Origin of the sequence: Tistrella sp. (assembly GCF_002684955.1) — a bacterium.
Taxonomy (GTDB): Bacteria; Pseudomonadota; Alphaproteobacteria; order Tistrellales; family Tistrellaceae; genus Tistrella; species Tistrella mobilis.
Window position 1 is genome coordinate 164,699 of sequence record NZ_NYWI01000020.1, and the last position, 25,166, is coordinate 189,864.

A 25,166-nucleotide genomic window follows, 5' to 3' on the forward strand; every position below is an offset into this window, starting at 1 on the left:
ACCGCAATCAGGCTCTGCCCGACCAATGACGATCACCGCCTTCGATCTTGCATCGCTTGCATATACCGCCGCCCGCCTGGCGATCGAAAGAACCGGCAGGTCGCGCGGCACCGTGGCGGCACGGCACCGCCTGATCCGCAAGGCGCGGCGTGCCATGGTGGCCGCCGACAGCCTGGTCCGGCAGCTGGACGACGGGTCCGGGCCCGCCGCCGACATGCCCCCGCGCGACCCGGAAACCGGACTGCCGGTCTGGTACGTGCAGCTGTGGCCGCCGGCCGGGCGGCGCCCTGCAGACATGCCGCCGCCGCTGGACTGGGCGACCAACCCGACCGAGGCGGTGGTGTTCCGGCGCATGACGCTGTTCGACGGCTATATCTGCCCGCGCTGGCGGTACCGCATCTTCAGCCCGCTGGACCATCCGGGCATGATCGCCATCGATTACGACACCAGCTGGGGGGTGAAAAACCCCGACGCCTGGGCCGACTGGTGGCGAGCCTCCCCCTTCGTCGACACGCCGCCGGACCCGCCCGAATTTCCCTTCCCGGATCCCTGGGCCCCCCGTCCCGATCCCCGCCGCCGCCCGGGGCGGCCGCGTCGGCGAAAACCCGGCACGGAGACCTAGCGCCCCACCCGTCGGGCATACACCCGGTACACCTTCAGATGGCCGCGTTCGATCAACGTCGCGCGCGCCGCCCACATCTCGATCTCTTTCAGCAGCGCCCGGCGGAAGCCGCGGGTCATGTTGCCGCCCTCCAGCCGCTTGGCGAAATCCGCCCAGCCGCGGCGGATCATCCGGTGGACCAGTTCGCTGATGTCGTCGCGGATGCGCACATCCAGGCGCAGGGCCTCCATGGTCGCCAGCGCCTCGTCCAGGCTCCAGGGGTCGGGCATCACCGGCTCCACCGCCGCCCAGGTCCGAAGATCGGGGATCACATAGCCCCGGGACGGCAGCATATAGTCGGTGAACAGCATCTGGCCGGTCTGCGGCTTCAGCGCACCGGCCAGGTTGCGGATCAGCTGCGGCTTGTCGGGCATGGTGAACAGCGCTTCCCGGCTGATCACCGCGTCATAGATGTTCGGTTTGAGCTTGCTTTCCCCGGCATCGAAGCGCTGCCCCGGCGCCTTGCGGCCAAGCCCGGCCTTGGTCGAATACTCGTTGCCGCGTTCGGCCAGCAGCGGGTCGGGCTCGAAGGCGGTCACCCAGGCATCGGTCTGCTTCGTGATCGCGCGGGCCACCCCGCCCAGCCCGGCGCCGATATCCAGCACCTGCATGGAATTGTCCAGGCTCAGCGGCCGGATCAGCTCGTCGACCAGTTCCGGGCCGCCGGGCTGGATGAAGCCTTCCCCCCACAGATGTTCGGCGACCGTGATCCGGTCCACCGTCCACAGCGGCCCCTTGCCCTTCTTGCCGATCACCTGGTCGTCCGACGGCGGATCGGGGTCCACCCGGTTGATCAGATCCAGGATCGGCAGGGCCGGCGTCGGCGCCGGCAGGGCGAGCACCGGCCGATTGCGCCCGCGCCACCACGCCAGGAACCGCTGCCGCAATCCCGGCCGCGTGGGCTTCCGCCGCGCTGATTGTCGCGCCATGCGTCGCGTGATCTCCGTGCCTGTCGTTCGCCCCGTCCCGGCCGCACCCGCGCGGCCCCGACAGCATAGACGGCGAAGGCGGGTCCGCTCAATCGCGGACCGCCGCGGAATGCATGGGATGCAAGCGGATGCCGCCGGCCGTCCGGCTGCGCTCGTTCAGGACTTATCGCCTGAAAGATGCGTGTCTTGCAAACAAAGCGCGCCCTTAGAAAAGATCCGATGCATTCCGGGATGTCTGCTGGCATCATGTGCCCAATAAGTCTCGATAACCGGCGCCGGTGCGGCGCCGGCAGCAGGATGACCGGAGGCCATCCCGGGATCGGGGCCGATGGACAAGGGGAGGCAGGACGAATGGCAGAGATCGTGCGGGCGGCGATCCACCCGGCCATCGGGGTGGCACGCATCGGCGATGCCGCCACGGCGTATTACATCGGCCCTGAAGTGACCACACCGCAGCCTGAAGAGCCCGGTTTCTATCGCGACGAGGCCGGCGCGCTGAAGCGGCAGGCGGCGCGGTTCCGCATTTATGGCCTCGACGCCGAGGGCCGGGTGGTGCGCGAGCTGACGGCGGCGGATGCCGACATCACCTGGACGGTGCATCCGGTGAACCGCAAGGCGGCCTGGTACCAGTTCCAGGCGGCGCTGGACATTCCCGAGGCGGCGACCATGGCGGTGCCGCGCCGCAACCCCGACATCCCCTTTGCCGAGCGGGGCATTCTGGTGATCGATCCCGGCCCGCGCAGCATCTCAGGACCCGATGTCTCGGGCGGCGCCGACCATGCCTTCGACACCGGAAAGTTCAAGGACACGGTGGTGCCGCTGGGCGAGATCCGGACCGACGATGCCGGGCGGCTGCTGTTCCTGGGCGGGCGCGGGGCCTCGGCCTCGCCCTCGGGGGCGCCGGTCTACCGGCCCGAGGATCCGAACAGCTTCAACAATGCCGACGACTGGTACGACGACACCTCCGACGGGCCGGTGACGGCGGCGGTGGTGCTGGATGGCCGGCCGCTGCCGGTGGAACCGGCCTGGGTGGTGGTGGCGCCGCCGAATTATGCGCCGGACGTGATTTCCTGGCGCACGCTCCACGACCTGTTGACCGACACCTGTATCGAAAGCGGCCGGCTGCCGATGCCGGATATCGCCTCCTTCGCCCGCGACATCCAGCCGGTGCTGGAACGGCTGACCGGTCTGCAATGGGTGAACAAGGGCTTTGCCGGACTGTTCGGCGCCGGCGGGCCGATGGATTTCACCGATCCCGCCCTGATCGACAAGCTGGCGACCCCGCCCGCGGGCGGCGACGACCCGTGGATGGAGCTGCGGCAGAACATTTACAACGCCTTCCGTGCGCCCCACACCATCGCCTGCGAACCCAGCGTCTGGCCCTGGCTCTATGGCGACGCCTATGGCTCGTTCCAGTCCGATGATCCGAACAACTATCTGCCGATGTCGCCGACCCGGGCGGCGCTGATGGAAATGTGGGTGGAGGGGCGGTTCACCGACGACCGGCCCTCGGGGCCCGCCCCGCACAGCATCGATCAGGTGCCGCTGGAAGATCAGCCGGCGATGCTCGACAAGGCGGCCCTGCATTTCTGCATCGCCGATGCCTTCCATCCGGGCTGCGAGGTCACCTGGCCGATGCGCCATGGCAGCATGTATCAGGCGCCCTATCGCCTGCGCCATCGCCCGGCGGGCCAGCCGGAGCAGGATTACGGCAAGGAACTGACCCAGGCGGTGGCGCTCAGCCCCGGCGGGCCGGTCTATGCCCAGGCGCCGGGGGATGTGACGCGCTGGATGGCGCTGCCCTGGCAGGGCGACACCGCCTTCTGCCGGTCGGGCTATGATGCGGCTTACGATCCCTATCTGCCGTCCTTCTGGCCGGCGCGGGTGCCGAACCAGGTGCTGACGGCGGAAGACTATCAGACCGTGATGAACGAAGACCTGCCGCACGGCCAGCGGGTCGCGGCCTTCCAGCGCCGGGCCAGCTGGATGCGCGGTTTCACCGGCAGCGTTGCCGATGTGATGGACCAGATGATCGCCCGCTTCGGCGCCCAGGGCATTGTCGAGGCGCGCCCGGGCGTGCAGGATGATCCCGATCTGCCACCGGTGATCTTCGTGGAAAGCCGCGGGGCCGCCCTGATGAAGGCCGCTTTCGCCGCGGCCGCCCCGGCCATGGGGCCCGACAGCGATGCCCGCCGCGCCGGCTGGGAAAGCGAAGCCCAGATGGAGGAGTTCCGGTCGATCCGTGTCCGCCACACCGACAGACGCCGCTGACGGCCATCCCACACGGCCGGTCGCACCCGCCGGCCGTGTGGTCGATGTCCTGATCGCCGGCGGCGGCCCGGCGGGTGCGGTGGCGGCCCATGCGCTGGCCATGGCCGGGCGCCGGGCGATGATCGCCGATCCGGGCCGCACGCATGCCGATGCGAACGACACGAAGATCGGCGAGGCCCTGCCCGGTGCGGCGGCCGGCTTTTTTCGCGCCGCCGGCCTGCCGCCGCCCGATCCGGAACGGCACACCCGCGTCCGTGGCAGCTGGTCGGCCTGGGCCACGGCGGAGCTGGAGGCGACCGATTTCCTGCGCAGCCCCGACGGCCCCGGCTGGCGGCTGGACCGGCCGGCTTTCGACGCGGCGCTGCGCCGGGCGGCGATCGATGCCGGCGCCGGCCGACGCCGGGCGCGGGTGGTGGCGGTCCGGCGGGAGAGCGGGGATGCGGCGCCGGATACGGCCCCCCTCTGGCGGGTCGATTTCTCCGATGGCGGGCCGCCGGTGCGGGCGCGCTGGCTGATCGACGCCACCGGGCGGCGGGCGGCGCTGGCCCGCCAGCTGGGCGCGGGCCGGCTGCGCGACGACCGGCTGATCGCGATCTTCGCGCGGCTCTCCGTCACCGAGGGGCCGATGGCCGATCCGGGCTTCGACCGCACGGTGATCGAGGCGGTGCCCGAAGGCTGGTGGTATGCGGCACGGCTGCCGTCGGGCGCCGTGATGGCGGCGCTGCACACCAGCCCGGCCACGGCGGCGCGCATTCTGGCCGACCGGCCGCGCTGGCATGCGGCCCGGCTGGAAGCCCCCCATCTGGCCCGCCTGACCGGCCACGCCGATGCCGGGGCGGCGCTGGATCCCGTCGCTGCCTGCGATGCCGGCGGCACGGCGCTGGACCGGCTGGCGGGCCCCGGGTGGATTGCGGCCGGCGATGCCGCCCAGGCTTATGACCCGCTCTCGGCGCAGGGCCTGCTCTCGGCCATGCATGCCGGCCGCCAGGCGGCACGCGCGGTGGATGCGGCACTCGGCGGCGACAGCAGCGCCATTCCCCAGGTGGTGACGGCGCAGGCGCATCTGCGCGCCGTGTATCGCGGCCGCCTGGCCGCCTATTACGCCCAGGCCGCGGGGCGGTTTCCAGGGGCGGAATTCTGGGCGGGACGGGCAGGCCAGGGCTGACCCCGGCCACGCCCCTCCTCAGTTGGATGGGGGCGGAGCGGCGCCATCGGACAGACAGGCCGTCACCACATCGGTGACCACGGTTGCGGTGCCGGTCACGTCGAAGCGCTGCAGGGGCAGCCGGGCACCGTGCATCTCGAACCGCGTTTCGCCGGCCAGCCGCTCCAGCAGCGCCAGATCGCCTTCCGGCCGCAGCATGTCGGGCGTGGGCCCGGCCCACCAGATACCGTTCTGGGCGGGCCCATCCCCCACCCGCCACACCACCTCCAGCGCCGCCACCCCCGGCGGCACCCGCCCGCCGGCGCGGGCCGCCCCGGCCAATGCCACCCAGTACAGCACCGGCCCGCCACCGGCGCGGCAGCTGGCGACCAGCACACTCTCTCGCCCCTCGGCCGCCAGATACCAGACCGGCCGCGCCGCACCCCCCGCACCACCGCCCGGCGGCGCCGGGTCGAAAGGGACAAGTTCAGGCGGCAGACGCTGCCAGGCGGCATGGGCAAGGGGTGGGAGGGTGACGGCGAGCGCGACCGCCACCAAGGCCGCCATGGCCACCAACCACCTGCCCGATCTACCCCCGCCCGATCTACCCCGGCCCGATCTGCGCCCACCCCGCCGGTTTCCCGTCGCCATGCCCCTGCACCTGCCCCATCCGCGGTTGATCCGCACGCCCCCCATGCGCCGAACGCCACCCATATCCTAAAATTACGTGGGGTAAAAGACCCCGTGAATTACGCAGATGGTCAGCCGATGGCTTTGTCCGCAGGATCGGGCCCATGGACATCGGCATTCACATCGGCACACGCATCAGAGCGTTCCGCGAAGCCCGCGGTCTGACGCAGGCGCAGCTTGCCCAATTGATGCGCAAGAACGTCGAAACCATCTCCAATTTCGAACGCGGCCGGGTGGTCACCAGCATCCGCACGCTCGACCAGCTCGCCCGCATCCTGAACGTGCGGATCGCCGACTTCTTCCTCGACACCCTGCCGGCCCCCGGCGAACTGCAGACGCTGTCCGACAGCGCCCTGAAGGTCGTCAACGGGGTGAAGCTGTTGCCGGAAGAGGATGTGGAACTGCTGGCGGGGATTGTGGGGGTGATGGAGCGGCGGCGGCGTTGAACAGCGTGTCCGAAGACGGGAGATACTCGTCTTTCTTTCAGGCAGGAATCACAAAACCCGCCGGGTCAGGCGGGTTTTGAATCGTAAACCGTTAACGATGAGGGGAGGCGTTCGCCCACATTCTCAAAGCCGATCTCGGGAATGTCGGTGAGCGGCGGCCGGATGTCAATCAACCGGAGAGACAGCAGCCCTCAGGAAAATGACGGCGGTTCGCGATCGTCCCCCGCTCCGGAACCTCCAGATCTACCCCACGAATGGCGGCAAAGCCGGCATGGATGGTCCGGCCCAGGTTTTCCGGCGCGGCGGCCCGATCCTGCGCCGCCTTCATGTCCGCATCCGCGGCCGTGCTGCCGGTGATCACCTGGTGCAGGATGTCCCGCGCTTCCTCTTCCACCGACCGGCCGTGTTCGGCGGCGCGGCGACTGAGGTGGCGTGTCAGCGCGTCGTCCAGATCGTGGATGGTGATGCTGGTCATGACCCTGTCTCCCGCCGTGTCCGTTCAGGTCGCCCGTGTCCGTTCAGGTCGCCCGTGTCCGTTCAGGTCGCCCGTGTCCGTTCAGGTCGCTCTGGCCCCTTCAATAACTGCGTCGCGCGCGCGGTGAGGTCAAGGTCGCCAGGCCGGCGAATGCGCAGAGCAGCAGGTCTGTGGCCCGGCTCCACATGCGGGTCTCCAGACAGGTTCTGACAACCACCTGAAATCGCAGACGATCCCTCGATCAGTCATCGCCTTTCACGACCGGGGGGCTGCCTCGCGGAACGTGACCATGCGTCCGCGCTGCTCGTCCCACAGGGCATAGCGCACCGCGCCGAGCCCCGCCTTGAGGGACAGGGTCGGAACATCATGCAGCTCGCGGATCGACTCATGACATTCCTGGAGCCGATAGTTGGGGATGCGTGCATTCAGATGATGCACATGATGAAAGCCGATATTCCCGGTAAACCATTGCAGAACGGCCGGCAGGCGCAGGCAGGTCGATCCTTGCAGGGATGCTGAGACCGGATCCCAGTCACGCTCGCGCGCCCACCGCGTCGTCTCGGCCCGATGCTGGACGGAAAACAGCCACACGCCGATGATCGACGCCAATATCATGATCGGAAGTTGTATGCTCGCCACCTCACCGAAGCCGAGCAGCAGCCCCAGACCACAGACCATCGCGACCAGCACCGCATCGGTCACATAGACCGCCCGACGCTCGCGTCGCCACGTCGGCGGTGCATCGAACGGCACCCGGTACAGCCCCAGAAAGACCAAAGGCGGCAGGAAAAGATTGGCGACGAGCGGATGCCGGGTGATCCGGTACCACCAGCGCCGCTGCCGGCTAAGGTCGTTGTATTCGGCCACGGTGAGGCAGGACGAATAGATGTCGGCGCCGCTCTGCCGGCGGTCGAGATTGTTCCACACGCCGTGATGGCCCGCATGCTGACGGCGCCAGGAGGCGTAAGGCGCCAGCGTGAAGAGGCTGCAGGCAAAGCCCAGAAGATCGTTTGCACGGCGCCCGCGAAAAAACGACCAGTGCCCGCAATCATGCTGAATGATGAAGATGCGTACCAGAAACCCGGCGGCCAGCGGAGCAAGTGCCAGCGAAAGCCAGTAGGATATATCGCTTAAGAGATACATGGCGGCACAGCTGGTCCAGAAGCCACCGAACGACGTCACCACCTGCAGCAGGCTCTTGTGTAAGATCGGCGCCTGGAATTGCCGCACATCCTGCCGCAAATTCGCTGATGTATTCATGGTATGTACTCTTGCTGGGCTGAAATCACCAGAGGGCCTGGAATGAAACGGCTCGGGACGACTCTGGTTCCGCGTGTGCGGCTGTCTTCGGCGTACCCGTCTTTCTGACGACCGCCTTCTGCAAAGTGATGGTATCCCATACACCTGAAATCGCCCGGAACTACGACAATTATCCAGGCGTCGATACGTTCTGTCCCGTCTTCAACATATGGTGTCCCGACCTGCCACAAACAACAGGCCACAATACTTTCAAAATATTCGATGGCCGGACATCCGGGAGCGAAGCCCCGCCTGATGGCAGGGCTTCGCGGAGGCAGGTGGTACGGATGCCCTCAAGGCCTGAACCCCGCCGCCCTGAAGCCCGGCCTGCGCAGCGGGGCCGCGAGATTGGCGAATTCGCAGAGCAGCGGGCGGGTGTCGCGGGGGTCGATGATCTCCTCGATCGAGAAAGCCTCGGCACTGCGGAAGGGGGAGCGGACCTTCTCCAGCCGTTCGGTGATTTCGGCCATGGCCGCCTCGCGGTCAGGCGCCTTGTCGAGTTCGGCGCGATAGGCCACCTCGATCCCGCCTTCCATCGGCAGAGAGCCCCAGTCGCCCGAGGGCCAGGCAAAGCGATAGCGCGCGCGAGTATGGTTCATCATCGCCGCGCCGGCCACACCGAAGGCGCGGCGGATGACCACCGTGCACCAGGGCACCCGCGCCTGATACACCGCCGACAGCGCGCGGGCGCCGTGGCGGATGGTGGCGGTCTTCTCGGCATCCAGCCCGATCAGGAAGCCCGGGATGTCGACCAGATGCACCACCGGCAGGTGGAAGGGGTCGGCCAGATCGACGAAGCGCACCACCTTCTGCGCCGTGTCGGCCGTCCAGCCGCCGCCGTAAAAATGCGGGTCGCTGGCCAGCACCGCCACCGGCCAGCCGTCGATCCGGGCGAGGCCGGTGATGGCCGAGCGGCCGAACCACTTGCCCATCTCGAAGAAACTGCCCTGGTCGACCACCGATTTCACGATCCGGCGCATGTCATAGACCCGGCGGCGTTCCCGGGGCACCGCCTTGATCAGCCAGTCGTCGCGGCGCTCCGGATCGTCGGTCGGCGCAATCCGGGGCGGCAGTTCGTCCACCGAGGACGGCAGGTAAGAGAGGAAGTGGCGGGCGCGCTCGAACGCCTCGGCCTCGCTTTCGACCACATCGTCGACCGCGCCGGCTTTGGCGTGGATCATCGCGCCGCCCAGCTCTTCCTTGGTCAGGCTTTCGCCGGCGCGCGCCACCACCGCGGGGCCGGCGATGAACATCTGCGAGATGTCCTTCACCATCAGCGAATAATGGCTCGCCACCGTCTTGGCGGCGCCCAGCCCCGCCACCGAGCCCAGCGCCAGCGCCACGACCGGGATGGTTTCAAGGTTCTGCACCACCACCTCCCAGCCGGGATTGGCAGGCACATAGGTATGGCCGATGGTCTCGTAGGATTTCACCGACCCGCCGCCGCCGGTACCGTCGACCAGGCGGATCAGCGGCTGGCGGGATTCCCCGGCGAGCTTCTCGCACTGCACCTGCTTTTCATGGATCGAGGCGTCGGCGGCGCCGCCGCGGACGGTGAAATCGTCGCCGCCCACCACCACCGGCCGGCCGTCGATCCGGCCGCGGCCGAAGACGAAATTGGCCGGCGACAGATCGACCAGCTGGCCGTCGGCATCATAGCTGCCGCGGCCGGCCACCGAGCCGATCTCGCGAAAGCTGCCCTGGTCCAGCAGGGCGTCGATGCGCTCCCGCACCGTCAGCTTGCCGTTGGCATGCTGGCGCGCGACCTTCTCTTCACCACCCATCCGCGCGGTCATCGCCTGACGACGGCGCAGTTCCTCGATATCGGCTTCCCAGCTCATATGGAACGTTTCCTCGTTCTTGTTGTCGGCAAAGTATGGGCGATGCGTCAATGGTGATCAAATAAACGTTTGAATTACCCTGGGCCCGGTGCTTCACTTGGGCCCATGCGCGGGATCAGGGATCCGCTGCCGAAGACCGGGGCATGCCGGCCCCGCAGGAGACGGCGGACCGCCCGCGCGGGAGAGGAGATGCCTGGATCATGACCACCGCCGCCGCCGCGCCCGCCACGTCGTCGGGCTTCGCTGACGAAGCCGCCTATCTCGCCCATGTGGCGAAGCTCCGCGAGGATCGCTGGCCGGCGGAGCTGCCGCGCCAGGCGCATTACCCGCTGGGCGAGATCCCGATCACCGACTATCTGAGCCGCCGCGCGGCCGCCAATCCCGACAAGACCGCGATCATCTTCTATGGCCGCGAGATCAGCTTCGGCGATCTGGACCGGCTGTCGGACCGGTTTGCGGCGCATCTGGCCGCCCTCGGCCTGGTGCCGGGCGACCGGGTCGCGGTGTTCCTGCCCAACTGCCCGCAATTCCTGATCGCCTTTTACGGCATCCTCAAGGCCGGCTGCATCCATGTGCCGGTCAACCCGATGTTCAAGGAACTGGAACTCGCCTACGAGCTGAACGACACCGAAGCCAAGGTGATCGTGGTGCTGGACCAGCTTTATCCGCTGGTCGAGGCGGTGCGGGCCAAAACGGCGTTGAAGACGGTCTACACCACCGCCTTCGCCGACATGGCGCCCGAGGGTGAGCCCACCCTGCCGGTGCCGGCGGGGCTGTTCGCCGCCCCGCGCGACTGCGCCGGCGCCGATGGCCGCTTCATGGAGGTGCTGGCGGCGGAAACCGGCCCGCGCCCCGAGCACAAGGCCGATCTGGATGCCTGGGCCGCCATCAATTACACCGGCGGCACCACCGGCATGCCCAAGGGCTGCATCCACACCCAGCGCGACATGGTCTATACCTCGGCCGCCTCGGCGAGCTTCGTGTCGCCGGGCGACGAGACCGACGTGCTGTTGAACTTCCTGCCGGTGTTCTGGATCGCGGGCGAGAATCTGGGCGTGCTGCTGCCGGTCTTCAGCGGCTCGACCATGGTGCTGCTGGCGCGCTGGGACGGCGATGCGGTGCTGGCCGCGATCGAGCGCTACAGGGTCAGCCGCGGCTCGATGATCATGGACAACATCGTCGAGCTGATGGACCGGCCCGACATCACCGCCCGCGATCTCTCGTCGCTGCGCTCCATGACCACGATCTCGTTCGTGAAGAAGCTGAACCCCGAATTCCGCCGCCGCTGGCACGAATTGACCGGCCTCACGCTCCGCGAAACCTCATACGGCATGACCGAGACCCACACCTCGGACACCTTCACCACCGGCATGCAGACGGATGATTACGACCTGAAATCCGCCCCGGTCTTCGTGGGCTTCCCGGTCCCCGGCACCGAGGTCAAGATCTGCGATTTCGCGACCGGAGAGCTGAAGCCGCTCGGCGCCGAGGGCGAGGTGCTGATCCGCACGCCCTCTCTGCTCAAGGGCTATCTCAACAAGCCCGAGGCCACCGAACAGGCGCTGGTCGACGGCTGGCTGCGCACCGGCGATATCGGCGTGATCGAAGAGGACGGATCGTTCCGCTATCTGGGCCGGCGCAAGGAGATGCTGAAGGTCAAGGGCATGAGCGTCTTCCCCTCGGAAATCGAGACGCTGCTGGGCCAGCACCCGGCCATCGCCGGCAGCGCCGTGATCGGTCGCCCCGATGCCGACAAGGGCGAGGTGCCGGTCGCCTTCATCCGGCTGGACCCCGACCGCGCGGAGGGCATCACCGCCGACGTGCTCGACGCCTGGTGCCGCAAGGCCATGGCGGTCTACAAGGTGCCCGAAATCCGCATCGTCGACGCCCTGCCGATGACGGCCACCGGCAAGGTGAAGAAGGAAGAACTGGCGAAAAGCCTGTAAGAACGGCCTGTTAACCGGGAAACCGCCCGCCCCTTCCGGGGCGGGCGGTTACCTGTGGTCAGGCCGGCGGGGCGTAGCCGAAGGCGGGCACGGCACTGGCCGCGGTCTCGACCCACACGCTCTTCACCCGCACATATTCCAGCAGGCCTTCATAGCCGCTGGAGCGGCCATAGCCGCTCTCGCCGAAGCCGCCGAAGGGCGACATCACGCCGATGGTCTTGTAGCCGTTGATCCAGAAGGTGCCGGCCTTCACCGCCGCCGCCACCCGGTGCGCCCGGCCGACATCCTGCGTCCAGACCGCGCCGGCCAGGCCGAAACGGCTGTCATTGGCGATCGCCACCGCCTCGGCCTCGTCGTCGAAGGGGATCACCGAGACCACCGGCCCGAAGATCTCTTCGCGCGCCACCTCCATGCTGTTGGCGACGCCGGCCAGCACGGTCGGGGCATAGAAGAAGCCCTCCTCCAGCCCGCCACCGGCCAGCCCTGCCGGCCGCCCGGCGCCGGCCGCCGCCTGCGCGCCCTCGGCCAGGCCGCGGGCAACCAGCTCACCGATCCGGGTATGCTGGGCACCGCTCACGATCGGGCCGATCTGGGTCGCCGGGTCCAGCGGGTCGCCGATCGGGATCCTGCCGGCCGCCTCGGCCAACCGCGCCACCACCTGGTCATGCACCCGCCGGTCGACCAGCAGCCGCGAGCCCGCCACGCAGGACTGACCGGCGCCCGAGAAGATCGCCGCCTGGGCGCCCAGAACCGCCCGGTCCAGATCGGCATCGGCGAAGACGATATTGGCCGATTTGCCGCCCAGCTCCAGAACGCAGGGCACCACCCGCGCCGCCGCCTGCGCCGCGATGCGGGCACCGGTCGCGGGCGAGCCCACGAACACCACCTTCGCACAGGCCGGGTGCGCGATCGCCGCCGCCCCGACCGTATGGCCGGCACCGATCAGCACGTTCACGGCCCCCGCCGGCACGCCGGCTTCGGTGATCACCGCGCCCAGCGCCACCGAGGTCAGCGGCGTCAGCTCCGACGGCTTCAGCAGCACGGCATTGCCGGTCGCCAGCGCCGGGGCCAGCTGCCAGCCGGCGGTGAAGATCGGCGCATTCCAGGGCGTGATCTGCACCACCACGCCATAGGGCTCGTAGCGGGTATAGTTCAGATGGCTGGTCGGCACGGGGATCACTGCGCCATGCAGCTTGTCGGCCCAGCCGGCATAATATTCGAACATCTCGGCGACCTTGGTCGCCTCGGCGCGGGTGTCGCGCAGCGGCTTGCCGGCGGTCAGGCTTTCCAGCCGGGCGAAATCCTCGATCCGCGCCCGCACCGCCTGGGCCGCCGCCCAGAGCACCCGGCCGCGCGCGGCATGGGTCAGGCCGGCCCAGGCGGCCTGACCGGCCGTGGCTGCGGCCGCCGCCTCGTCCACCAGTGCCGCACCGCCATCGGCCAGGCTCAGCACAAGGCGGCCGGTGGCGGGGTCGATCAGGGGCAGCGCCTCGCCTTCGCCATCGACCACCCGGCCGTCGACGAAGCTGCCGATCCGGTCGGAACCGGTCAGGCGGGCGAAGATTTCGCGGATCCCGGCCGTGCTGTCGGCCGGGCGATGGGCTGTCATCTCGGTCATCTCTCGGGCTCCCGGGTCAGTCGAGCGCGGCAATGCGGTTGAAATCCTCGCCATCGGCCAGGCCGGCGGCACTCTCGCGCCAGAGCCGCCCCGCCACCTCCAGCAGCGGCATGGCCTGGCCGGTCTCTGCCGCCAGCGCCTCGGCCAGGCGCACATCCTTGCGCATCAGCCCCATGGTGAAGCCGCTGTCGAAACTGCCCGACAGGATCCAGCGCGGGAAGTTCACCTCCGACACGCCGGACCGGCCCGATCCGGCGTTCAGCGCCCCGATCAAAGTCTCGGCCTCGACCCCGGCGGCGACGCCCATCCGCACCGCTTCCGACACGGTCAGCAGATGTGCGGCGCAGAGCAGGTTGTTGACCAGCTTGACCACATGGCCGGCCCCCACCGCGCCACAGAGCGAGATCTTCGCCGACAGCGCCTCCAGCACCGGCCGGGCGCGGTCGATATCGGCCGCCGCACCGCCGACCATCATGGTCAGCGTGCCGGCCGCCGCCCCCGCCGGCCCGCCCGAGACCGGGGCATCGACCAGGGCATGGCCGGCCGCCGCCAGCGCCGCCGCCAGTCGCCGGGTCACCGCGGGCTCGGACGTCGTTGTGTCGATCACCAGCCGTCCGGTGAGGCCGGCGGCCAGAAGACCGCCCTCCCCCGCCAGCACCGCCTCGACATGCGCGGCCATCGGCAGCGACAGAACGGCGATCTCTGCGGCGGCAAAGGCCGCGGCGGGGCTTGCCGCCAGCGCGATGCCGGCCGCCCCGGCGCGGGCTTCGGCATCGGGCGCCGGATCATAGCCGGTGACCGCGAAACCGGCCTTCGCCAGCGTGGCCGCCATGGCGGCGCCCATATTGCCGAGGCCGATGACGGCGACCCGTCGGTCGGTCATGTCGTCACTCCTGAAATCTCGATGGCGGGGGGAGAAGAACCGACGGCTGGCCGGCCATGACTTGGCCGGCCAGCCTCATGATCTTGCGCGGACATCCGGGCGGGGGATGTTTTCCGGCTGTCCGCCCCCCGAAAATGAGCGCGCGCCCGCCCCCCGCTCAAGCGCTATTGCCGGAACGGCGCGTTGCCGTTATGGCAACGGATGGCGACGGGTTTCGTCACCCGGCCGGCGGCGATGCCCACCGGTCGCGACAGGATCAGGAGAACGGGGATCATGCTGCGGATCGACGACAAGCCGCTGCGCTATTTCCTGGCGGTGTTCGAGGCGGGCTCGATCCGGGCGGCCGCCGACGGGCTGCACATCGCGCCCTCGGCGATCAGCCGTCAGGTGGCCGGGCTCGAAGCCGATCTGGGCGTGCTGCTGATGGAGCGCACCAAACAGGGCATCCGCTTCACCGAAGCCGGCCGCCTGGTCGCCGGCCATGCCCGCCGCCGGCTGGAACTCGACGACGGTTTCGCGGCCGAACTCGCCGCCGCCAAGGGCGGCATCGCCGGCCGGGTGCATGTCATCACCGGCGAGGGCTTCGTGGTCGACCTTATGCACCACGCGGTCTCGGCGCTGGCCAGCACCTATCCCGAGGTGCAGCTCTCGATCGATGTCGGCGGCACCGACCGGATGATGCAGGGCATCCTGAAGGACGCCTATGATATCGGCCTGGTCTTCACCCCGCCGCGCCTGCCCGAACTCGACGTGCTGGCAGAGGCGGACAAGCCGCTCTGCGTGCTGGTCCCGCCCGGCCACGCACTTGCTGGCCGCGACAGCTGCCAGCTGGCCGAAACCCTCGATCAACCGGCGGCGCTGCTCGCCGAAACCTTCGGCGTCCGCAAGCTGATCGCCGGCGCCGAGGCCGCCTCGGGCCTGCGCATCCGGCCCAAACTCGTCACCGATTCGATCAACGTCGCCATGCATTTCGTGCTCGGCGGCGCCGGCATCACCTATCTGCCGGCCTTCGCCGTCTCCCGCCAGCTCCGCCGCGGCGAGGTCCATGCCATCCCGCTGACCGACGCCCCCCTCGCCCACGTCCCCTCCCGCATCGTCGTCCGCTCCGGCCGCCCCCGCACCGGCGCCGTCCGCGCCGTCGCCGACCTGATGGCCCGCCATATGGAAGCCTTCGGCGCGGAAGCGGGGTGATGCCGCGGGCCTTTGCCGCCCTCCCCCCGGACAGTGCCGCCACAGGCCACCCTTGACAAAGGATTGGAAGAGGGGGAGTTTGAAGGCACGACCATTTGCGCCGGTCGTGGAAACTTTTATTACATCTTTAGCATAAGAATATGCCTAAGGCGGGGCCACTGCGCTGATCCCCATGCGACGTCCAGGTACTTGTTCCCCTCCGCATTCCGACAGCCCTGTCCGACTCAGTACGTGCCAATATCCCACTCAATATTTATACCGTCATCCCGGCGAAGGCCGGGATCCAGGTTCGTCTCCGCACGAAGACCGTCCAACCACCTGCCGCCTGCCCCGACAGCCGCCCCAGGCCGCCGCCCCCCCGGATTCGCCCCGCCTCGCCCGCGAACCCCAAGCTCCCGTAAAAGCCCCGGGAGGTTCGCGGAAAAAATTCTCACCAATTTTCAATCAGTTAAATTTCACAAAATCATCATGTTCATACCAAGGCATGACATCCTGAGGAGGTTCGCGCTGATCGCCTTTTTCCGGCGCCGGATTCAGGGTATTAAGAAGGGGTGAGTCGCACCCTTGCGGGTGCGTGGATTGAAACCATGCGCGCCAGAGCCTCCCGGAGTTCGGCGATGTCGCACCCTTGCGGGTGCGTGGATTGAAACGGCGGCCAGCGCCTCGCGCACTTCCCGCCCGTTGGGTCGCACCCTTGCGGGTGCGTGGATTGAAACACGCCCGACATCCTCGACCGCTGGTACGAGACGGGTCGCACCCTTGCGGGTGCGTGGATTGAAACATCTGCAGGGGGCTCCGTTTGCGTGGAGGCGTCCGGTCGCACCCTTGCGGGTGCGTGGATTGAAACTGATAGCTGGCCTGGGCCTTGGCGACGTTCCTCTGGTCGCACCCTTGCGGGTGCGTGGATTGAAACGACGGCACGTCTGACCGGATCGCGCTCGGCGTCATCGTCGCACCCTTGCGGGTGCGTGGATTGAAACCAGCGCCGCATTTTTGATCGTGACGCTGTCGAGGGTCGCATCGGATCCAGTAACTTTCCGGACGGGCTCCTGAAGCCTCTTATGCTTCAATCAACCTCCGTATCGTCGCCATCGGCAGGAACAGCCGCCGGCTCTCGCCCATGAACGAGATGAACCCATACTTACGATAGAACGCGGCGGCAGCGTCGTCTTTCGCATCGATGACCACCGCGTGGATTGCAAGGGTCTGCGTCGCGAGCAGGATACGGTTCAGGGCATCCATGAGCAGGAAGGCGCCGAGACCCTTGCCCCTCATGCCGTCATCGACGGCCAGTCGGCCGAGCAGGGCAGCAGGGACGGGGTAACCTGGCAGGCGCTTCGCCTGGCCGGCCGGGAGGTTATCCCGTCGAAAGCTGGTGGCGCTCAGGCTGTAGTAGCCGCAGACCGTCAGCGTCCCGGCAGGCATGGCCACAAAGACGCGGGCGACATCCCGCTTCACGTCCTGGGAAGCATGTTCACGAATGTAACGGTCGAGTGCAGGAGCACCACACGAGAAGGCCGACCGATCGTGGACCCTGCTATCGCGCGGCGCAATCTGCCATGGCGCATGGGCGTGCCTCATCCGGTCGCCTTCTTGTACCTGGCGAAGGCCTCGCGCAAGGCCGCATCAGGCGCCGGCGGGTTGGTCAGCGCGTCGTAGAACACCGTCCAATCCGGGCCGGACAGGGTGACGATCTCGTTCTCTCGGATGACTTTCCGGGCTTCCTCCAGCGCCGTCGCGAGGACGAACTGGCTGACTGTCTTGTGCCGGTAGCTGGCCGCGCGCTGGATCAGGCTCTTCGACTCCGCGTCGAGGCGCAGCTGCAGCCGGTCATCCCCGGTGTCCGCCGCGCGGGGCATGGCCATTCTCCTTATCCGAACGCTCCCTATACCGTGCTCACGAATGGAGCACATTTCAAAGGATATGTTCGGAGCAGCCGGCTATAGCTCGTCGTCCGCGCCGGCTCGCTGTCGAAACGGTCTGCCCCCCAACCCTCCCCCCCCCGCCACCCGCACCGCCTCGGCATGCATCAGCCCCAGGATCCGCTTCTTCCAGCCCATGAAATCCCCCGTGGTCAGGGCGTCGATGCCGCGCGGGCGGGGCAGGTCGATCACCATGGACGACCGGATGCGCCCGGGGCGGGCGCTCATCACATGGACCTCATCGCCCAGCAGGATCGCCTCGTCGATGTCGTGGGTGATGAACAGCACGGTCTTGCGGCGCTGCTGCCAGATCTCCAGCAGCAGTTCCTGCATCACCTGGCGGGTCTGGCTGTCCAGCGCGCCGAAGGGTTCGTCCATCAGCAGGATGCGCGGGTCGTTGGCCAGCGCCCGGGCCAGGGCCACGCGCTGGCGCATGCCGCCTGACAGTTCCGTCGGATAGGCGTCGCCGAAGCCGGTCAGGTGCACCGCTTCGATCAGCTCGTCGGCGATGGCGGCGCGCGCGGCCCTGGCCATGCCGTCCAGCTTCGGCCCGAACATCACGTTCTCGCGCACCGTCAGCCAGGGGAACAGGGTGTAGCTCTGGAACACCATCCCCCGCTCCCGCGAGGGGCCGTCGATCGGGCGTCCGTCCAGGGTGATCCGGCCGTCATCCGGGCGTTCCAGCCCGGCCACCAATCTCAGCAGGGTGGATTTGCCGCAGCCCGAGGGACCGACGATCACCGAGAAGGTATCCGGGCGCACGGTCAGCGACACATCGTCCAGCGCCACCACCGGGGGCTTGCCGCGGGTCTGGAAGCGGACGGACACATCTGCGATATCAAGCAGGCTCATGGGGGTCACCACCCGATCGGAAGCGCAGGAAGGGGCCAGGTCGGCAGAAGGGGGCCGTGTTGGAGAAAGGGGCCGGGTCAGAGCCCGGCGGCCCAGGGCAGCAGGCGCCGGCGCAGCCATTTGAACAGGGCGTCGGTGATCAGCCCCAACAGCCCGATGGTCAGCACGCCCAGCAGGATCACATCGGTGAACAGGCCGCGCATGGCGTTCAGGATCATGTAGCCGAGCCCGCTATCGGCCGCGACCAGCTCGGCCACCACCAGATAGGTCCAGGCCCAGCCCATGGTGACGCGCAGATTGTCCATCACCCCGGGCAGGCAGGCGGGCACCAGCACCTGACGCACCACCTGGCCGCGGCTGGCGCCCAGCGTATAGGCGCAGTCGACCAGATCCCGGCTCACCCGCGCCGAGACGTCCGAGATCAGGATCAACTGCTGAAAGAAGGTGCCGAGGAAGATCACCATGATCTTCTGCTCCACCCCGATGCCGATCCACAGAATCAGCAGCGGGATCAGGGCCGAGATCGGGATGTAGCGCATGAAGCCGGTCACCGGCTCCACCAGCGCCTGCACCGCCGGGAAGCTGCCCATCAGGATGCCGATCGGCACCGCCAGCACCGAGGCCAGGATGAAGCCCGCCAGGATCACCTGCAGGCTGGCGGCGATATGGCCGAACAGCGACAGGTTCCGGATCCGCTCCAGCCCCGCCCCCAGCACCTGGCCGGGGGTGGCCAGAAAGTCGGGCGGGGTCAACCCGCCATAGGTGAGCCCGCACCACAGCCCGGCGATGGCCAGCACCGATGCGGTGCCGAGGCCCAGAGAGGTGCTGCGCGGCAGCGAAATCTTGGGCGAAAACAGCGTTCTGGTCCACATGGGTACCGGCCCTCCGCTTAAGCTCAGTCAACCACGCCGGTCGCGATCATCCGGGCCGGTTCGGCCGCCGCCCTGAACAGCCCCGCCGCCTCGCCCAGGCTCTTCGCCATGGTGATGGTGGCAAGAATGCCGTCCGGATTGGCCGGGTCCATGAAGCGGCGGTTCATCCCGGCATCGTAGAAGGCGATGCCGGCGCGGGTTTCGGCAAAGACCGCCGGGTCTTCCAGCCAGCCGCCCACCCCCCTGGCCATGATCCGGTCGGCCTCGGTCGGGTGGGTCTTCTGCCAGTCGACCGCGGCACTCCACGCCCGATAGAGCGCCTGCAGGGCCGGCCGGCGCGCCTCCAGCGTCGGCACCGTGGTGACCATGACATCGGTGATCAGCCCCGGCCGGCTGGCGCTGTCGACCAGCACCGCGCCATGGGGTGTCGCCTTGCCGCGGCTCAGCCACGGTTCCCAGGTCACCGCCGCATCCACCCGCCCGGCCACGAAGGCCGCCCCGGCATCGCCGGCGGTCATGTTGCGGCTGTCGATATCGGCCAGCGTCAGCCCGGCATCCTTCAGCAGCACGCTCAGGAAGAACTGCGACACCGAGCCTTCGGTATAGGCGACCGTGCGCCCCTTCAGCCCGGCGACCGAGGTGATCTCGCGCCGGGCGACGATGCCGTCGCCGCCGCGGCTGTCGTCGATCGCGAACAGATAGGTCAGCGGCCGTTCGGCCGTCGAAAAACCCAGCACCGTATCGATGGTGGTGACCGCGGCATCGACCCGGCCGGCGGCCAGCGCCGGCATGCGGGTCTTCACGTCCTCCATCATCACCAGATCGACCTCCAGCCCTTCCTTCGCGAAGAAGCCCTGGTCGCGGGCGATGAACAGCGGGCCATAGCCGACCCAGGTGGACAGCGCGAGCTTGAGCTTTTCAGCCGCGCCGGCCGGCGCGCCGGCACCGAAGACGAGCGCGAGGCCAAGGGCGGCGGCGCCGAGGCGGGAACGGATCCGCATGGGCATGGGCGATCCTCCGGATCAGGGTGATGGGGGCGCAGACGATCAGCCGGCGCGGCCGCGGAGCGCGGGCGACACGGCCAGCAGGCAGAGCAGTTCGAACATCAGCGAGGCGCCGACCCAGGCGGTGCCGCCGGTCGGGTCGAAGGGCGGCGAGACCTCGACCAGATCGGCACCGATCAGGTTGAGCCCGGCCAGCGCGCGCAGCATGCGCTGCGCCTCTCGCGTGGTCAGGCCGCCGATCTCGGGCGTGCCGGTGCCGGGCGCGAAGGCGGGGTCCAGGCAGTCGATGTCGAAGGTCAGGTAAGTGGGGGCCGTGCCGGCGATCGCCCGGGCTTCGGCCATCACATCGTCCATGCCGCGGGCCTCGCATTCCTCGATGCGGATGATCCGCACGCCCTGCGCCAGCCCCCAGGCGACGTCGGATCCGTCATACATCGTGCCGCGGATGCCGATCTGCACCACCCGTTTCGGATCCACCAGCCCCTCTTCGATCGCGCGGCGGAAGGGCGTGCCGTGGGTGTAGCGGAAGCCGCCGAAATAGTCGTGGAACAGGTCGGTATGGGCATCGAAATGGATCAGCCCCACCGGGCCGTCGGCGGCCAGCGCCTTCAGGATCGGATAGGACATCAGATGGTCGCCGCCGGCCGACAGCGGCAGGATGCCGCGCCGCTTCACCCGCTCATAGAAGCCGGTGATGCGCTGCAGCGTGTCCATCAGATCGGCCGGGTTGACCGGTACATCGCCCAGATCGGCCACCGCCGCCCGGGCATAGGGGTCGTCGCCTGTCGCCGGGTGCAGGGGGCGCAGCATGCAGGACAGGTCGCGCAACTGGCGGGGGCCGTGGCGGGCGCCCGGGCGGTTGGTGGTGCCACCGTCCCAGGGCACGCCCAGAATGCCGATCTCCACCGCCGCCGCCGCGGCCGCGTCGATATCGACCAGCGGCAGGCGCATAAAGCTGGCGGGGCCGGCATAGCGCGGCACGTCGAAGGCGGAGACGGGCCGGAAGACGGGCGCGGGGGCGGCGGGACTGGTGTCGGGCATGGAACGGGGCTCCGGAGAGGGGCTGCTCCGGTCAGGTTGTCATGGGGGAACACGTCCAATAAGATTGAAGTACAAAACTTCACGTCCGGATTTTGCGACGCATCATGTCCCTGCACGTTCCGCCGCTCAGCGATGTCGATCTGCGCCAGCTGCGCATCTTCCGGTCGGTGGTCGAAAATGGCGGCTTCACACCGGCGCAGACCGAACTCGGCATTTCCCGCTCCACGATCAGCGCCCAGATGGCGGCGCTGGAAACCCGGCTCGGTCTCACCCTCTGCCGGCGCGGCCGGTCGGGTTTCGCGCTCACCGACCACGGCCAGAAGGTCTATGCCGAAACGATCAAGTGCTTTGCAGCCCTCGACAATTTCCGCAGCGAGGTCGGGGTGATGCGCGGCCGGCTGGTGGGCGAACTCCGCATCGGCACGGTCGATGCGGTGGTCGAAAACCCGCGCTGCGCGCTCGATGCCGCCATCGCCGCCTTCAACCAGGCGGTGCCCGACGTCCATGTCACCCTGACCGTGGTCTCGCCCAACCAGATCGAAAGCGCGCTGCTCAACCGGCAGATGGAAATCGCCATCGTGCCGAACCAGCCGATGAATGCTGCGGTGCAACTACAGCAGCTTTTCCACGAGGAACAGAACCTCTATTGCGGCGCCCGCCATCCCCTTTTCGGGGCCGAGGCGAAGCAGCTCACCCTCGACCGGCTGGGCGCCCAGGCCCATGCCCGGCGCGGATATGCCATCGCCACCGGCTATGGCACGCTCTTCGCCGACCCGCCGGCCGCCACCGCCTATTCCATGGAAGGGCTGGCGCATCTGGTGTTGAGCGGCCGGTTCGTCAGCTTCCTGCCCCGCCACTATGCCGCGCAATGGGTGGACACCGGCCGCATGCGGGCGCTGCGCCCCGATCTGGTCAGTTTCGGCGTGGCCCTCTGCGCCGCCCATTTTCCGGTGCCGGCGCTGTCCGAAATCGCCCGGGTCTTCCGCCAGCACCTGATCGAGGCCCATCGGGGATGACATACGCAGATAACATACACTGTTGCCGTCCCGGCAACGGCTGCGTCTCTTTAAAGCGCTTGCCGCCACCGGCCACAGTTTTGATTCTGGCGGGATGAACGGGGGTCTGCGTCCGGGGAGTGGCGCCCCTCCGTCAAATAACGTGTCGACCTTGGGAAGGTTCACGTCTCACCTCCAGCCAATCGGGGGGACGCTTCATGTCCGTCATCAAAGAAACGATGCAGCTCTGGCGGCTGCATCTTGCCGTTCTCGTGCTGGCGATCATCGCCGAGCTGATCGGCATCCAGCGCATCCCGATCGGGATCGGCGCGATCCTGCTGCTGCCGCTGCTCTACGCCTTCCTCATGGCGGCGCTCATGAACCCGAACATCGTGAAGCCGGCGGGCAAGCTGATCCGCTCGCGCGAGGTCAAGGCCGCCTCGCCGCTGATCGTGATCGCGATCATGCCGTTCATCGCCAAGTTCGGCACCACCATCGGCCCGGCGATCGACAAGATCATCGCGGCGGGCCCCGCCCTGCTGCTGCAGGAACTGGGCAATCTCGGCACCGTGCTGATCGCCTTCCCGATCGCGGTCTGGGTGCTGGGCCTCGGCCGCGAGGCGATCGGCGCCACCTTCTCGATCGCGCGCGAACCCAACATCGCGATCATCGCCGACCGCTACACGCTGAAATCCCCCGAAGGCACCGGCGTGATGGGCGTCTATGTCATCGGCACGCTGTTCGGCACCTTCGTCTTCGCGGTGCTGGCCTCGATCTTCGCCACCGCCGACATTTTTGATCCGCGCTCGCTCGCCATGGCCTGCGGCGTCGGTTCGGGCTCGATGATGGCCGCCTGCTCGGGCGCGCTTGCAACCGCGCTGCCCGAGATGAAGGACGAGCTGCTGGCGCTCGCCGGCGCCTCCAACCTGCTCACCTATGCGACCGGCCTTTATGCCGGCCTGTTCATCGCCCTGCCGCTGGTCGAAAAGCTCTACAACGCGACCCGCGGCCGGCACGAAACCGCGGCCCGCGCCGCTGCCGGGGAGTGAGGTCCATGTCGAACACCGTCTACACCGACGGCACCCTCAACGTCCCGGCCGAGCCGGACGAGCGCAAGCTCAACCTGCTCGACCATGCCCTGGTCCTGATCGTGGTCTGCGCCATCGACCTGGTGGTCAACGCGGTCAATCACGAGGTGGGCTTCCTGCACAACCTCACCGGCATCGCGGTGCTTTATGCGATCTGCCTGGCGGGTCTGGTGCTGACCAAGATCATGCCCTTCTACCTGCCCAGCGTCGCCTGGATCTCCCTGGTCGGCATGGCCGTCACCCTGCCCTTCACCCCGGGTTCGGCCTGGGTTCTGGAACAGGTGAAGGCGATCGACTTCCTGGCGCTCACCACCCCCACCCTCGCCTATGCCGGCTTCGCCATCGCGCGCGAAGAGATCCTGACCGCGAAGAAATCGGGCTGGAAACTGGCCCTGGTCGCGGTGCTGGTCTTCTTCGGCACCTATCTGGGCTCGGTGCTGGTTGCCGAGCTGATGCTCGCCTGGACCTGACCGGCCTCCCATATCCACCTGAACGACACGCCAAACCCGTGCGCGGCGCCTGGGGCATCCTCTCCCCGGCGCCGCGCCGTCCGGATGGACCAGCGCCCCCATGTCGCTCAGCCTTTTCGACCTGTTCAAGATCGGTATCGGCCCCTCCAGCTCGCACACCGTCGGGCCGATGGTCGCCGCCCGCCGCTTTCTTTCCGGGCTCGATGCCGCCGGCCGCTTCGACGCGCTGGCCGCGGTGACGGTCGAGATCTACGGCTCGCTCGCCCTCACCGGCCGCGGCCATGCCACCGACACCGCGATCATCCTGGGGCTTGCCGGCGAAACGCCGGATGGTGTGGAGCCCGATGCCATCACCGGCATCGTCGAAGGCGTGCGCCTGTCGAAGCGCCTGGCGGCACTCGGCCGGAAGCTGATCGCCTTCGATCCCGAGACCGATCTGGTCTGGCGCATGGGCGATACCCTGCCCCACCACACCAACGGCCTGCACTTCACCGCCCGCGACGGCGCGGGTGCCGTGCTTGCGGCGGAAAGCTTCTATTCGATCGGCGGCGGTTTCGTGGTCTCGGGCGCCGAGACCGAGGCCCGGGCCGGCGATGCGCCGGTCCATGGCGACCGCGGCCCCCTGCCCCATCCCTTCACGACCGGCGCCGATCTGATCGCGCTCACCGAAGCGACCGGCCTCTCCATCGCCGAGATCGTCCGGCAGAACGAGCACGCCCTCTGGGGACCGGCCGAGACCACCCGCCGGCTTGAGGCGATCAAGGCCGCGATGCTGGGGGCGGTCGACCGCGGCCTTGCCACCGACGGTGCGCTGCCCGGCCGGCTGACCCGCCGCCGCGCCGCCGATCTCGCCCGCCGGCTGGCAGAGCGCGCCGGCGCCAACACGCTCCCCGCCCTCGACGGGTTCGAGCGGCTGTCGGCCTATGCGATCGCGGTCAATGAAGAGAACGCCGCCGGCGGCCGCATCGTCACCGCGCCCACCAATGGTGCCGCCGGCATCGTGCCGGCGGTGCTGGCCTGGCTGCTCCGCCATTCCGGCACCGGCAGCGAGGCCGCGGCCGACACCCTGCTCTTCACCGCCGCGGCGATCGGCATGCTCTACAAGCTCAACGCCTCCATCTCCGGCGCCGAGGTCGGCTGCCAGGGAGAGGTCGGCGTCGCCAGTTCCATGGCCGCGGGCGGCCTTGCCGCAGCCCTCGGCGGCACGCCCGCACAGGTCGAGAACGCCGCCGAGATCGCCATGGAACACCATCTGGGCATGACCTGCGATCCGGTCGCCGGCCTGGTCCAGATCCCCTGCATCGAACGCAATGCCATGGGGGCCGTCAAGGCGGTCAACGCCGCCCTTCTGGCACTCGCCGGCGACGGCCGCCACGTGGTCTCGCTCGACACGGTCATCCGGACCATGAAAGAGACCGGCCACGACATGCAGAGCAAATACAAGGAAACCAGCCTGGGCGGCCTGGCCGTCAACGTGCCGGTCTGCTGACCAGCGGACGGATGCCTCCCCGACGCGGGCCACAAAAAC

The 25,166-nt window shown here is 68.5% G+C and carries 22 protein-coding genes, 1 pseudogene and 1 CRISPR repeat array; of the genes and pseudogenes, 10 read left to right on the forward strand and 13 right to left on the reverse strand.

Annotated features, from left to right (window positions below; all coding sequences use genetic code 11):
* Positions 1 to 25 precede the first annotated feature (25 nt).
* Entirely contained in the window at positions 26 to 622 is a 597-nt protein-coding gene (locus CMO28_RS05530; protein WP_296710826.1) for a hypothetical protein, read from the forward strand.
* On the opposite strand, the gene CMO28_RS05535 is transcribed toward CMO28_RS05530, so the two are convergent.
* A complete protein-coding gene (locus CMO28_RS05535) occupies positions 619 to 1,590 on the reverse strand; it encodes a class I SAM-dependent methyltransferase (RefSeq protein WP_296710828.1) in 972 nt (323 codons plus the stop codon). The two genes, CMO28_RS05530 and CMO28_RS05535, sit on opposite strands and share 4 nt — an antisense overlap.
* A gap of 351 nt (positions 1,591 to 1,941) precedes the next feature.
* On the opposite strand from CMO28_RS05535, the gene CMO28_RS05540 reads away from it, so the two are divergent.
* Positions 1,942 to 3,861, forward strand: coding sequence for a LodA/GoxA family CTQ-dependent oxidase (locus tag CMO28_RS05540; RefSeq protein WP_296710829.1), 1,920 nt, complete (start codon positions 1,942 to 1,944; stop codon positions 3,859 to 3,861).
* The gene (locus CMO28_RS05545) at positions 3,833 to 5,026 is read left to right on the forward strand and encodes an NAD(P)/FAD-dependent oxidoreductase (RefSeq protein WP_296710830.1); all 1,194 of its coding nucleotides are present in this window, start codon (positions 3,833 to 3,835) and stop codon (positions 5,024 to 5,026) included. Before CMO28_RS05540 ends, CMO28_RS05545 begins: the two co-directional genes overlap by 29 nt.
* A gap of 18 nt (positions 5,027 to 5,044) precedes the next feature.
* Here the strand turns inward: CMO28_RS05545 and CMO28_RS05550 are convergent, their stop codons facing one another.
* Positions 5,045 to 5,572 (reverse strand): hypothetical protein, encoded by a 528-nt coding sequence (locus tag CMO28_RS05550; protein WP_296710833.1) that lies wholly within the window; start codon positions 5,570 to 5,572, stop codon positions 5,045 to 5,047.
* Between the two features lie 227 nt (positions 5,573 to 5,799).
* Between CMO28_RS05550 and CMO28_RS05555 the strand changes: the two genes are divergently transcribed.
* On the forward strand, positions 5,800 to 6,141 hold the full coding sequence (locus CMO28_RS05555; RefSeq protein WP_296710835.1) for a helix-turn-helix domain-containing protein: 342 nt from the start codon (positions 5,800 to 5,802) through the stop codon (positions 6,139 to 6,141).
* Positions 6,142 to 6,310: 169 nt separating this feature from the next.
* On the opposite strand, the gene CMO28_RS05560 is transcribed toward CMO28_RS05555, so the two are convergent.
* The 3 genes from CMO28_RS05560 to CMO28_RS05570 all read right to left on the reverse strand — a co-directional run bounded on the left by CMO28_RS05560 (position 6,311) and on the right by CMO28_RS05570 (position 9,756).
* Entirely contained in the window at positions 6,311 to 6,616 is a 306-nt protein-coding gene (locus tag CMO28_RS05560; protein ID WP_296710838.1) for a FitA-like ribbon-helix-helix domain-containing protein, read from the reverse strand.
* 255 nt (positions 6,617 to 6,871) lie between these two features.
* Positions 6,872 to 7,876, reverse strand: coding sequence for a fatty acid desaturase (locus CMO28_RS05565; protein WP_296710840.1), 1,005 nt, complete (start codon positions 7,874 to 7,876; stop codon positions 6,872 to 6,874).
* Positions 7,877 to 8,208: 332 nt separating this feature from the next.
* Positions 8,209 to 9,756, reverse strand: coding sequence for an acyl-CoA carboxylase subunit beta (locus tag CMO28_RS05570; protein ID WP_296710843.1), 1,548 nt, complete (start codon positions 9,754 to 9,756; stop codon positions 8,209 to 8,211).
* 200 nt (positions 9,757 to 9,956) lie between these two features.
* Here CMO28_RS05570 and CMO28_RS05575 point away from each other — a divergent pair, with 200 nt between their 5' ends.
* Positions 9,957 to 11,702, forward strand: a complete 1,746-nt coding sequence (locus CMO28_RS05575; RefSeq protein ID WP_296710845.1) for an AMP-binding protein — start codon at positions 9,957 to 9,959, stop codon at positions 11,700 to 11,702.
* Between the two features lie 58 nt (positions 11,703 to 11,760).
* Here the strand turns inward: CMO28_RS05575 and CMO28_RS05580 are convergent, their stop codons facing one another.
* Together CMO28_RS05580 and CMO28_RS29905 are read right to left on the reverse strand one after the other, a co-directional pair.
* On the reverse strand, positions 11,761 to 13,320 hold the full coding sequence (locus tag CMO28_RS05580; RefSeq protein ID WP_296710853.1) for an aldehyde dehydrogenase family protein: 1,560 nt from the start codon (positions 13,318 to 13,320) through the stop codon (positions 11,761 to 11,763).
* A 16-nt stretch (positions 13,321 to 13,336) separates the two neighbouring features.
* A pseudogene (locus CMO28_RS29905) lies at positions 13,337 to 14,221 on the reverse strand (NAD(P)-dependent oxidoreductase); the annotation flags it as partial.
* A 255-nt stretch (positions 14,222 to 14,476) separates the two neighbouring features.
* Here CMO28_RS29905 and CMO28_RS05595 point away from each other — a divergent pair.
* Positions 14,477 to 15,394, forward strand: a complete 918-nt coding sequence (locus tag CMO28_RS05595; protein WP_296710855.1) for a LysR family transcriptional regulator — start codon at positions 14,477 to 14,479, stop codon at positions 15,392 to 15,394.
* A 555-nt stretch (positions 15,395 to 15,949) separates the two neighbouring features.
* Positions 15,950 to 16,374: direct repeats of the CRISPR family, unit length 31 nt; unit sequence GTCGCACCCTTGCGGGTGCGTGGATTGAAAC.
* Positions 16,375 to 16,453: 79 nt separating this feature from the next.
* Here CMO28_RS05595 and CMO28_RS05600 read toward each other — a convergent pair.
* The 6 genes from CMO28_RS05600 to speB form a co-directional block, all read right to left on the reverse strand.
* Entirely contained in the window at positions 16,454 to 16,975 is a 522-nt protein-coding gene (locus CMO28_RS05600) for a GNAT family N-acetyltransferase (protein WP_296710858.1), read from the reverse strand.
* Positions 16,972 to 17,259, reverse strand: coding sequence for a DUF1778 domain-containing protein (locus CMO28_RS05605; RefSeq protein ID WP_296710861.1), 288 nt, complete (start codon positions 17,257 to 17,259; stop codon positions 16,972 to 16,974). The genes CMO28_RS05600 and CMO28_RS05605 overlap by 4 nt, the downstream gene beginning before the upstream one ends.
* 75 nt (positions 17,260 to 17,334) lie before the next feature.
* A complete protein-coding gene (locus tag CMO28_RS05610) occupies positions 17,335 to 18,168 on the reverse strand; it encodes an ABC transporter ATP-binding protein (protein ID WP_296710862.1) in 834 nt (277 codons plus the stop codon).
* Positions 18,169 to 18,245: 77 nt separating this feature from the next.
* The gene (locus tag CMO28_RS05615) at positions 18,246 to 19,040 is read right to left on the reverse strand and encodes an ABC transporter permease (RefSeq protein ID WP_296710865.1); all 795 of its coding nucleotides are present in this window, start codon (positions 19,038 to 19,040) and stop codon (positions 18,246 to 18,248) included.
* 23 nt (positions 19,041 to 19,063) lie between these two features.
* A complete protein-coding gene (locus tag CMO28_RS05620) occupies positions 19,064 to 20,041 on the reverse strand; it encodes an ABC transporter substrate-binding protein (RefSeq protein WP_296710868.1) in 978 nt (325 codons plus the stop codon).
* Between the two features lie 45 nt (positions 20,042 to 20,086).
* A complete protein-coding gene (gene speB, locus CMO28_RS05625) occupies positions 20,087 to 21,085 on the reverse strand; it encodes an agmatinase (RefSeq protein WP_296710872.1) in 999 nt (332 codons plus the stop codon).
* A gap of 104 nt (positions 21,086 to 21,189) precedes the next feature.
* Here speB and CMO28_RS05630 point away from each other — a divergent pair, with 104 nt between their 5' ends.
* From CMO28_RS05630 to CMO28_RS05645, 4 genes are all read left to right on the forward strand, one after another.
* Positions 21,190 to 22,101, forward strand: a complete 912-nt coding sequence (locus CMO28_RS05630; protein ID WP_296710875.1) for a LysR family transcriptional regulator — start codon at positions 21,190 to 21,192, stop codon at positions 22,099 to 22,101.
* A 197-nt stretch (positions 22,102 to 22,298) separates the two neighbouring features.
* Positions 22,299 to 23,129 carry a DUF3100 domain-containing protein gene (locus tag CMO28_RS05635; protein ID WP_062763795.1) on the forward strand — a complete coding sequence of 277 codons (831 nt, stop codon included), beginning with the start codon at positions 22,299 to 22,301 and terminating at the stop codon, positions 23,127 to 23,129.
* A 5-nt stretch (positions 23,130 to 23,134) separates the two neighbouring features.
* Positions 23,135 to 23,638, forward strand: a complete 504-nt coding sequence (locus CMO28_RS05640) for a hypothetical protein (RefSeq protein WP_296710880.1) — start codon at positions 23,135 to 23,137, stop codon at positions 23,636 to 23,638.
* 100 nt (positions 23,639 to 23,738) lie between these two features.
* On the forward strand, positions 23,739 to 25,127 hold the full coding sequence (locus CMO28_RS05645) for an L-serine ammonia-lyase (protein ID WP_296710882.1): 1,389 nt from the start codon (positions 23,739 to 23,741) through the stop codon (positions 25,125 to 25,127).
* Positions 25,128 to 25,166: the final 39 nt, after the last annotated feature.

Bases quoted from the DNA above. Each gene is read 5' to 3' on its own strand.
- CMO28_RS05530 (WP_296710826.1), top strand. From the start codon at position 26: ATGACGATCACCGCCTTCGATCTTGCATCGCTTGCATATACCGCCGCC.
- CMO28_RS05535 (WP_296710828.1), bottom strand. From the start codon at position 1,590: ATGGCGCGACAATCAGCGCGGCGGAAGCCCACGCGGCCGGGATTGCGG.
- CMO28_RS05540 (WP_296710829.1), top strand. From the start codon at position 1,942: ATGGCAGAGATCGTGCGGGCGGCGATCCACCCGGCCATCGGGGTGGCA.
- CMO28_RS05550 (WP_296710833.1), bottom strand. From the start codon at position 5,572: ATGGCGGCCTTGGTGGCGGTCGCGCTCGCCGTCACCCTCCCACCCCTT.
- CMO28_RS05555 (WP_296710835.1), top strand. From the start codon at position 5,800: ATGGACATCGGCATTCACATCGGCACACGCATCAGAGCGTTCCGCGAA.
- CMO28_RS05560 (WP_296710838.1), bottom strand. From the start codon at position 6,616: ATGACCAGCATCACCATCCACGATCTGGACGACGCGCTGACACGCCAC.
- CMO28_RS05565 (WP_296710840.1), bottom strand. From the start codon at position 7,876: ATGAATACATCAGCGAATTTGCGGCAGGATGTGCGGCAATTCCAGGCG.
- CMO28_RS05570 (WP_296710843.1), bottom strand. From the start codon at position 9,756: ATGAGCTGGGAAGCCGATATCGAGGAACTGCGCCGTCGTCAGGCGATG.
- CMO28_RS05575 (WP_296710845.1), top strand. From the start codon at position 9,957: ATGACCACCGCCGCCGCCGCGCCCGCCACGTCGTCGGGCTTCGCTGAC.
- CMO28_RS05580 (WP_296710853.1), bottom strand. From the start codon at position 13,320: ATGACCGAGATGACAGCCCATCGCCCGGCCGACAGCACGGCCGGGATC.
- CMO28_RS05595 (WP_296710855.1), top strand. From the start codon at position 14,477: ATGCTGCGGATCGACGACAAGCCGCTGCGCTATTTCCTGGCGGTGTTC.
- CMO28_RS05600 (WP_296710858.1), bottom strand. From the start codon at position 16,975: ATGAGGCACGCCCATGCGCCATGGCAGATTGCGCCGCGCGATAGCAGG.
- CMO28_RS05605 (WP_296710861.1), bottom strand. From the start codon at position 17,259: ATGGCCATGCCCCGCGCGGCGGACACCGGGGATGACCGGCTGCAGCTG.
- CMO28_RS05610 (WP_296710862.1), bottom strand. From the start codon at position 18,168: ATGAGCCTGCTTGATATCGCAGATGTGTCCGTCCGCTTCCAGACCCGC.
- CMO28_RS05615 (WP_296710865.1), bottom strand. From the start codon at position 19,040: ATGTGGACCAGAACGCTGTTTTCGCCCAAGATTTCGCTGCCGCGCAGC.
- CMO28_RS05620 (WP_296710868.1), bottom strand. From the start codon at position 20,041: ATGCGGATCCGTTCCCGCCTCGGCGCCGCCGCCCTTGGCCTCGCGCTC.
- speB (WP_296710872.1), bottom strand. From the start codon at position 21,085: ATGCCCGACACCAGTCCCGCCGCCCCCGCGCCCGTCTTCCGGCCCGTC.
- CMO28_RS05630 (WP_296710875.1), top strand. From the start codon at position 21,190: ATGTCCCTGCACGTTCCGCCGCTCAGCGATGTCGATCTGCGCCAGCTG.
- CMO28_RS05635 (WP_062763795.1), top strand. From the start codon at position 22,299: ATGTCCGTCATCAAAGAAACGATGCAGCTCTGGCGGCTGCATCTTGCC.
- CMO28_RS05640 (WP_296710880.1), top strand. From the start codon at position 23,135: ATGTCGAACACCGTCTACACCGACGGCACCCTCAACGTCCCGGCCGAG.
- CMO28_RS05645 (WP_296710882.1), top strand. From the start codon at position 23,739: ATGTCGCTCAGCCTTTTCGACCTGTTCAAGATCGGTATCGGCCCCTCC.